This is a genomic window from Pseudomonas sp. Pseusp3 (genome assembly GCF_047304225.1).
Classification (GTDB): domain Bacteria; phylum Pseudomonadota; class Gammaproteobacteria; order Pseudomonadales; family Pseudomonadaceae; genus Aquipseudomonas; species Aquipseudomonas fluorescens_CD.
Genome location: NZ_JBGLYV010000175.1, coordinates 1 through 7148 on the forward strand (window position 1 = coordinate 1; position 7148 = coordinate 7148).

Below are 7148 nucleotides of genomic sequence, written 5' to 3' on the forward strand. Positions count from 1 at the left end.
GGGGGGGGGGCGCCGCCCCCCGCCCCCCCCCCCCCCCAACCCCCCCCCCCCCCCCCCCCCGCCCCCCCCCCCCCCCCCCCCCCCCCTCCCACAGGTTTTGTGTGTGCCGTGATGACCGAGTCAGACCACCCGCGCCGGATGCTGCTGGCGCGGGTCGCCGAGCATGGCGCGGTGGGACGGTGGCTGGCGGCCTTCGGCTTCGCTGATGCCGTAGCCGGGGGCGATTTCGGCGGTGATCAGGGTCTGCCCGGATAACGCCATCAACTGCGGATCATTGAGCAAGGCATGAATCACCCGCCCATTGAATTGCGGGGTTTCAGCGTGGGCCAGAAACGCCTGGTACTGCTCGCCATGCTGTTCGCCGGCAATCTTCGTGCGTTCGGTCAGTTGCGGGCCGAGCCACAGCGACAACGCCGCCACGCCCTGCCCTTCGAAATCGATCGCCATGTCGGCCGCCAGCTTGTCGACTCCGGCCTTTTGCGCGCCGTACGCCGGGCCGTGCATGTAGCAGCCGGCGCCGAATGACGAAGTGAAGCAAATCAGGCCTTGAGCACTTTTCAGCAACAGCGGTGCCGCGTAGTAGCTGGCGATGTAGGCCGAGCGCAGACCGACGTCGAGAATGCGCGCCAGCTCCAGCGGCTTGGCCCAGAACGGTCCTGGCTCGATCAACTGGTCATGAATGAACGCGGCGTTGTTCACCAGCAAATCCAGATGCCCGCATTCCTGCTCGACTCTCTCGAACAGCGCCCGGACCTGCGTGTCATCGGCGTGATCACAGACCACCGCGATACCGTGCCCTCCGGCAGCGGTGATCGCGGCGGCGGTGTCCTCCAGCGAACCGCGCAAGGCATGCCCATACAAATTCGACCCGCCCTGCGCCGGAGCACGACCGGTGACATACACCGTCATGCCCGCCGCCCCCAGGGCCAGGGCAATGCCCTGCCCCACTCCGCGACTGGCGCCGGTGACTACGGCTATCTGTGAACGCTGGCTGTTCATTCAACACTCCCGAACAAGGTTTTCGCTGAAGCGATTTCGCTATGGCGCTTGATGTGATTGGCCGCCAGGTAACCGAAGGTCATGGCCGGGCCTATGGTCGAACCGGCACCCGGATAGGTGCGGCCCATCATCGAGGCGGCGCTGTTGCCGATGGCGTACAGGCCGTTGATCGCTTGCCCGTCCTCGTGCAACACGCGGGCGTGCACGTCGGTCAGCAGGCCACCCTTGGTGCCGATGTCGCCGGCGTCGATGCGCACGGCGTAGAACGGCCCCTTGAGCAACGGTGCCAGGCACGGATTGGGTTGCACGTTCGGGTCGCCGTAATAGCGGTCGAACAGTGATTCGCCCTTGTGGAAGTCCTCGTCGACGCCCTGCACGGCCATGCCGTTGAATCGCTGCACGGTGCGGACCAGCCCGGCGCCGTCGACGCCGATTTTCGTCGCCAGCTGTTCCAGGCTCGACGCCTTGTGGAAATAGTCGCGCAGGTGCTCGGGCAATTGCCAATCGCGCTGGGCATAACCCGGCAGCAAGGCACCGCACGGGTACTTGCGTCGAAATTCGGCGTCGAACACCATCCAGCACGGCACGCTCGCGGCGCCCTCGCGATTGTTGGCGTACATCGCATAAACGATATCGGTATAGGGCGCGGCTTCGTTGACGAAACGCTCCCCCGCCGCATTGACCATCACGCACCCGGGCAAGGTGCGTTCGACAAACAATGCACGCTGCTTTTCTTCGCCCTTGACGTAAGTAGTCGGCGCCCACCAGCTGTGTTCCATCAACGCGGTCCGTGCACCGATGGCCTGGCCGGCGCGAATGCCGTCACCGGTATTGTTGGGCGGCGTGGCACTCCAGTTGGCCTGGGACGGCTGTGGCAAGTACTGCTCACGCATCGCCTGATTGCGCTCGAAACCACCGGCGGCGATGATCACCCCGTAGCGCGCCTTGACGTTGAGCAACTGGCCGTTGCGATTGACCCGCGCCCCACCGACCCGGTCGCCGACCAGCAACAGCTCTTCGAGTGCACAGTTGAGCCACAGCGATTTGCCGCGATCCTGCAACGAGCAGCGCAAGGCACCGATCAAGGCATTGCCCAGGGTCAGGAAGCGGTCGCGGCGCGACAAGCGCCGGCCCTCACGGTCACGCCAGTAGCGCCACATCACCCGCAGGGTCAGGCGCAACCAGCCGGGGCCACGACACAGCAGCACTTGCGCCTCTTTCATGGTCATCGCCATGCGCCCCATCATCAGGGTGCCGGGGGACGGCGCCCGCATGCGCAAGAATTCTTCGCCCAGTTCGGCGGCGTCAAACGGTTGCGGATCCATCGAGCGATAACCCGGTTTGCCGCCTTCGACTTCCGGGTAGTAATCGGCGTAGCGAGGTTGCGCCTCGAAGCGCACGCGGGTGTGCTTTTCCAGGTATTCGACCATCTCCCGACCGTGCTCGACATAGGCTTCGATGCGCCCGTCGTCGATCTCGCCATGGGTCACGGCGCGGATGTAGGCAATCGCTTCGGCCGCCGAATCACTGCCGCCGAGGGCCTTGATCCGGTGGTTGTCCGGGATCCAGATGCCGCCACCGGATACCGCCGACGTGCCGCCGTACTCGCCGCTCTTTTCGATCAGCAGCGCATTCAGGCCCAGGTCATGGGCGCGCAGCGCAGCGGTCATGCCCCCGGCTCCCGAGCCAATCACCAACACATCACAGCACTCGTCCCATTTGATCCCGGCAGCGTTCATGCGATCACCCTTGTTCAGCGCCCATCAGGCAGAAACCGCCACCGCCGGATCTTCGCCCGGTGCAGTCGGTCTCGGGATTGTTCGCCGCGCGCGCCGGGTGTTCATCGTCCGATGGGACTAAGGCGAACACCGCAACTACCCCCTGCAAATCGCGTAGTCCGCTTGGACGATGTTGCGCGCAAGTCGTGACTCCATAGTCGCCCACAGCACCAATCACCCCCTTGAAATGAAGGTCGGGCAGGTCTGACCTGGGCCATGAGGACGACATGATAAAAACAATAATCGCCCCACCAACACAGCACCCTCGCGTACAGCTGGCTTTGCTGTTGCTGGCTGGCGGGCTAAGCGCTCACGTTAACGCCATGAGCTTTCAGCCAAGCGAAGACTTGAGCATCGACTGGGACACCACACTGACGTACAGCCTCGCCTGGCGGACCGAGTCGCGCGATCACAAACTGACCGCCAATACCAACGCCAACGACGGCGACAACGCGTTCGACAAAGGCAGCCTGATCAACAACCGCAGCGGCTTTCTCACCGAAGCCAACATCAAGTGGCAAGACGATTACGGCGTGTTCGTCCGGGCGACGGGCTTCTACGACAACGTTTACGATCATGACAACGACAACACCACCGGTACCTCGAACTGCTTTGCCGGCGGCCATTGCAGCCAGCCCGACCGTTTCCCCCAGGACACCATCGACCAGCATCGCAATGAACTGCGCATGCTCGACTACTACGCCTATGGCACGTGGGACGTGAGCGGCCACGCCCTCAACGCGCGCCTGGGTAACCAGGTGGTGAGCTGGGGTGAGAGCCTGTTCTACCCGGGTATTTCCGCGGCCCAGAGCCCGGTGGACGCGACCAAGGCGACCACCCCGGGCGTCGAGGTCAAGGAAATCCTGCTGCCGGTCGGCCAGCTGTTCACCCAGTTCGCCCTGACCGAAAGCCTGGGTATCCAGGCCTACTACCAATACAAGTGGGAAAAGACCGAGCTGTTCGGCGTGGGTAGTTACTTCTCCACCACCGACTTCATCGACGAGGGTGGTTTCAACGACGCCTCCGGTTTCGTCACCCGCCTCAAGGACGACAAACCGAGCGACAGCGGCCAATACGGTCTGGCCTTCACCTACGCCGCCGAGTCGCTGAACAACACCGAGTTCGGCATCTACTACTCGCGTTACCACGACAAGACCCCGTCGCTGGACTTCGCCTCGACCCTGGGCCGCTACCAGGTGCGCTACTTCGACAACATCGACCTGTTCGGTGCGAGCTTCGCCACCGTGCTGGGCGACGTCAGCTGGTCCGGTGAAGTCAGCTACCGCGATGGTACGCCGGTGATGGTCAACAACGGTTTCTCCAGCCCTGTGCGTGGCAAAACCGTGCAGGCGCAAACGTCGATGATCTACGTGCTCGGCCCGACGTCCTGGGCGGACAACACCACCCTGACCGGCGAGCTGGTCTACAACACCGTGATCAGCAACGACAAGTCGCAGCCGGTAGCCCTGGCGCCGGGCTTCTCGCTGCCGGGCACCGACAGCCTGGTCTATGACCGCGATGCCTGGGGCTACACGGTGCAGGCGAACTTTGACTACAACGACGTGTTCAGCGGCTGGGACATGTCGGTGCCTGTCACCTTCAGCGCCGCTGCCCATGGTGACAGTTCGATGGTCGGCTCGATCAACGCTGGCCAGAACGATAACCGCGCCAGCATCGGCAGCTCGTGGCGCTACCTCGGCAACTTCACCGTCGAGGCTCGCTACAACGCCTACCTCGGCAACGCCAACAACAGCCCGTTGGCCGACCGCGACAACGTCGCGCTCAACTTCAAGTACCGGTTCTGATTCCCCAATCGGAGGAGCACAGCATGTCCAGATTCACCCAAACATTATTGAGCACTGCGCTGACCGTCGGCCTGCTCGGCAGTGGCCTGGCCTACGCCAAGGTCAGCCCCGAAGAAGCCGCCCGCCTGGGCCAGGACCTGACCCCGATGGGTGCCGAAAAAGCCGGCAACGCCGACGGCAGCATCCCGGCCTGGTCGGGCAAATGGCGCGGCCTGCCACCAGGACTCAAATACGCCGGCCCCGGCACGCCGTACCCGGACCCGTACGCCGCGGAAAAACCGCTGTTCGTGATCGATTCGAAGAACATGGACAAGTACGCCGACAACCTGACCGATGGCCAGAAAGCGCTGTTCAAGCGCTACCCGGATACCTTCAAGATCCCGGTCTACCCGAGCCACCGCGACTTCCGCCTCGATCAGCGCCTGGAAGACCAGATCAAGAAAAACGCCGTCACTGCCGAACTCGACAATGACAACAACGACACGAAAAACGCCTGGGGTGCCTCGCCGTTCCCGATCCCGAAGAACGGCAGCGAGTTGATGTTCAACCATACCTTGCAGGGGCGCGCCAGCACTGAAGAGGCCAATTACGAACAGGCGGTGGTGTACGCCAACAAGGAAAAGGTGCTGGAAGAGGTCAACTACAAGATCTTCTCGATCTGGTCGAGCCCGGACAAAACCCCGGAGGCCGCGAACGGTGTATTCACACACTTCCTGCTCACCACCCTGGAACCGGTGCGCAAGAAAGGCGAGATCGTGGTCGGTCACGAGTTCATCAATCCGACCGCTTCGCCGCGCCAGGCCTGGCAATACAGTCCGGGGCAACGCCGGGTACGTCGCGCGCCGACCGTGGGCTACGATTCGCCGACCGGCGCCGGCGGTTTCCGCGTGTATGACGAAGACCGCTTGTTCAACGGAGCGCCGGACCGCTACAACTGGACCATCGTCGGCAAGAAGGAAATCTACATTCCGTACCACAACTACAAGATCGACGACCCGAGCGTAACGGCCGACCAGATCCTGTCCACCACCGGTCACATCGATCCACAGTACATGCGCTACGAGAAACACCGCGTCTGGGTGTTGCAGGCCAACCTCAAGGAAGGTGCCCGCCACGTGTACGCCAAGCGCGTGCTGTACCTGGACGAGGACACCTGGTCCGCGACCATGGCCGACAACTACGACAGCCGTGGCCAGTTGTGGCGCACCAACATGCAGACCTCGATCTACGCCTACGAGATGCAGCGCTACCACGCTCGACTGGGGATCTACCACGACCTGATCGCCGGCTCCTACCTGGTTGACCGCATGCTGGTCGATCAGAAACCGGCCAAGCTCAACGCCACCGCCTTCACCGAAGACGAATTCACCCCTGGCAACCTGCGCAAACTCGGCACCCGCTAAAACCTGAACGCCCCGACCGATTCATTCGGTCGGGGCGTTTTGCTTTGTGAAATCCGCGCCGCCCACGGAATACTGCCCATGAACAAACTCCTCACCGGCATCATCGCCATGGCCAGCGTTGGCCTGTCGATGCAAGCCAACGCCCTGAACATCCTGCTGACCAACGACGATGGCTGCCGCGCGCCGGGTATCGATGCGATGTACCGCGCCCTGACTGCTGCCGGGCACAAGGTCACGCTGGTCAGCCCGTTGAACGACAGCAGCGGCATCAGCGCCGCCAGCGTAGTCGTGCCCGGCCAGGCCCTGGCGGTGAATGAACTGGCGCCGGGCAAATTTTGCGTCGGGCCGCCGCAGGGCTATACCCCGCCTGCCGGCAAGACCTCTGCCATCGGTACGCCAGTGGATGCGGTCAACGTCGGCCTTGACGTGATCCTCAAGGATTCGCCGCCAGACCTGGTGGTATCGGGTAGCAACTTTGGCGAAAACGTCGGCCCGCTGACGCAGATGTCCGGCACCTTGAACGCTGCGGTACGGGCGATGTTCAAGGGAATTCCGGCGGTGGCGGTGTCCACGGCCATCGACATGGACCTGATCATCCGCGACCAGCAGGCCGGCTACCGCAAGACCCTCGGCGCCATGGACGACACGGCGCGGTTTGCCGTCAAGGTGATCGAGCAGGCGAGCCTGGCAGGCGTCGAAGCCAGGCAAGCTTGCGCCAAAAACAAACACTCGTGCGAGCTGAATGTACTGGGCCTGCCGGGGGTGAACGGCTTGAATCTCAACTACCCGCCGCTGCCGCCAGGCGAAGTCAAAGGCGTAAGCTTTGCCCCGATCGGCAATTGGGATCGCGTGAACTTCACCTCAAAGCGCGACGCCGACGGCGTGGTCCATGTCAACCTCTCTGCCCCCTCGACACCGACCGCCATCCAGCAAAAGGCCGATGCCTATCAACTGTGGCAAGGCCACGCGGTGATCACCGTGATCGACAGCAACATGACCGCACCGGAGGCGGTGCAGGATCAGGCGAAGAAAATACTTCAGGGCATCAAGCCCTGACTGTGGGAGCGGGTGTACCCAAAACCTGCAGGCCACCCAAAAACTACCGTGGGAGCGGGCTTGCTCGCGAAGAGGCCGGCACATCCAACATCCACATCACCTGACAT

Annotated in this window: 5 protein-coding genes; 3 read left to right on the forward strand and 2 right to left on the reverse strand. The window is 63.1% G+C overall.

Annotated features, from left to right (window positions below; translation table 11 throughout):
* Window positions 1-120: 120 nt before the first annotated feature.
* Together ACCD00_RS29725 and ACCD00_RS29730 are read right to left on the reverse strand one after the other, a co-directional pair.
* Window positions 121-999: an SDR family NAD(P)-dependent oxidoreductase gene (locus ACCD00_RS29725; protein WP_413428779.1), complete on the reverse strand. Its 879-nt coding sequence runs from the start codon at window positions 997-999 to the stop codon at window positions 121-123.
* Entirely contained in the window at window positions 996-2738 is a 1743-nt protein-coding gene (locus ACCD00_RS29730; protein WP_413428780.1) for an FAD-binding protein, read from the reverse strand. The genes ACCD00_RS29725 and ACCD00_RS29730 overlap by 4 nt, the downstream gene beginning before the upstream one ends.
* A 266-nt stretch (window positions 2739-3004) precedes the next feature.
* Here ACCD00_RS29730 and ACCD00_RS29735 point away from each other — a divergent pair, with 266 nt between their 5' ends.
* The 3 genes from ACCD00_RS29735 (at window position 3005) to surE (ending at window position 7041) form a co-directional block, all read left to right on the forward strand.
* Entirely contained in the window at window positions 3005-4582 is a 1578-nt protein-coding gene (locus tag ACCD00_RS29735) for a DUF1302 domain-containing protein (RefSeq protein WP_413428781.1), read from the forward strand.
* Between the two features lie 23 nt (window positions 4583-4605).
* A complete protein-coding gene (locus ACCD00_RS29740; protein WP_413428782.1) occupies window positions 4606-5985 on the forward strand; it encodes a DUF1329 domain-containing protein in 1380 nt (459 codons plus the stop codon).
* Between the two features lie 78 nt (window positions 5986-6063).
* A complete protein-coding gene (surE, locus tag ACCD00_RS29745) occupies window positions 6064-7041 on the forward strand; it encodes a 5'/3'-nucleotidase SurE (RefSeq protein WP_413428783.1) in 978 nt (325 codons plus the stop codon).
* Window positions 7042-7148: the final 107 nt, after the last annotated feature.

What these genes read in the sequence shown, in the direction of transcription:
- ACCD00_RS29725 (WP_413428779.1), bottom strand. Translation starts at nt 999, where the DNA reads ATGAACAGCCAGCGTTCACAGATAGCCGTAGTCACCGGCGCCAGTCGC.
- ACCD00_RS29735 (WP_413428781.1), top strand. Translation starts at nt 3,005, where the DNA reads ATGATAAAAACAATAATCGCCCCACCAACACAGCACCCTCGCGTACAG.
- ACCD00_RS29730 (WP_413428780.1), bottom strand. Translation starts at nt 2,738, where the DNA reads ATGAACGCTGCCGGGATCAAATGGGACGAGTGCTGTGATGTGTTGGTG.
- surE (WP_413428783.1), top strand. Translation starts at nt 6,064, where the DNA reads ATGAACAAACTCCTCACCGGCATCATCGCCATGGCCAGCGTTGGCCTG.
- ACCD00_RS29740 (WP_413428782.1), top strand. Translation starts at nt 4,606, where the DNA reads ATGTCCAGATTCACCCAAACATTATTGAGCACTGCGCTGACCGTCGGC.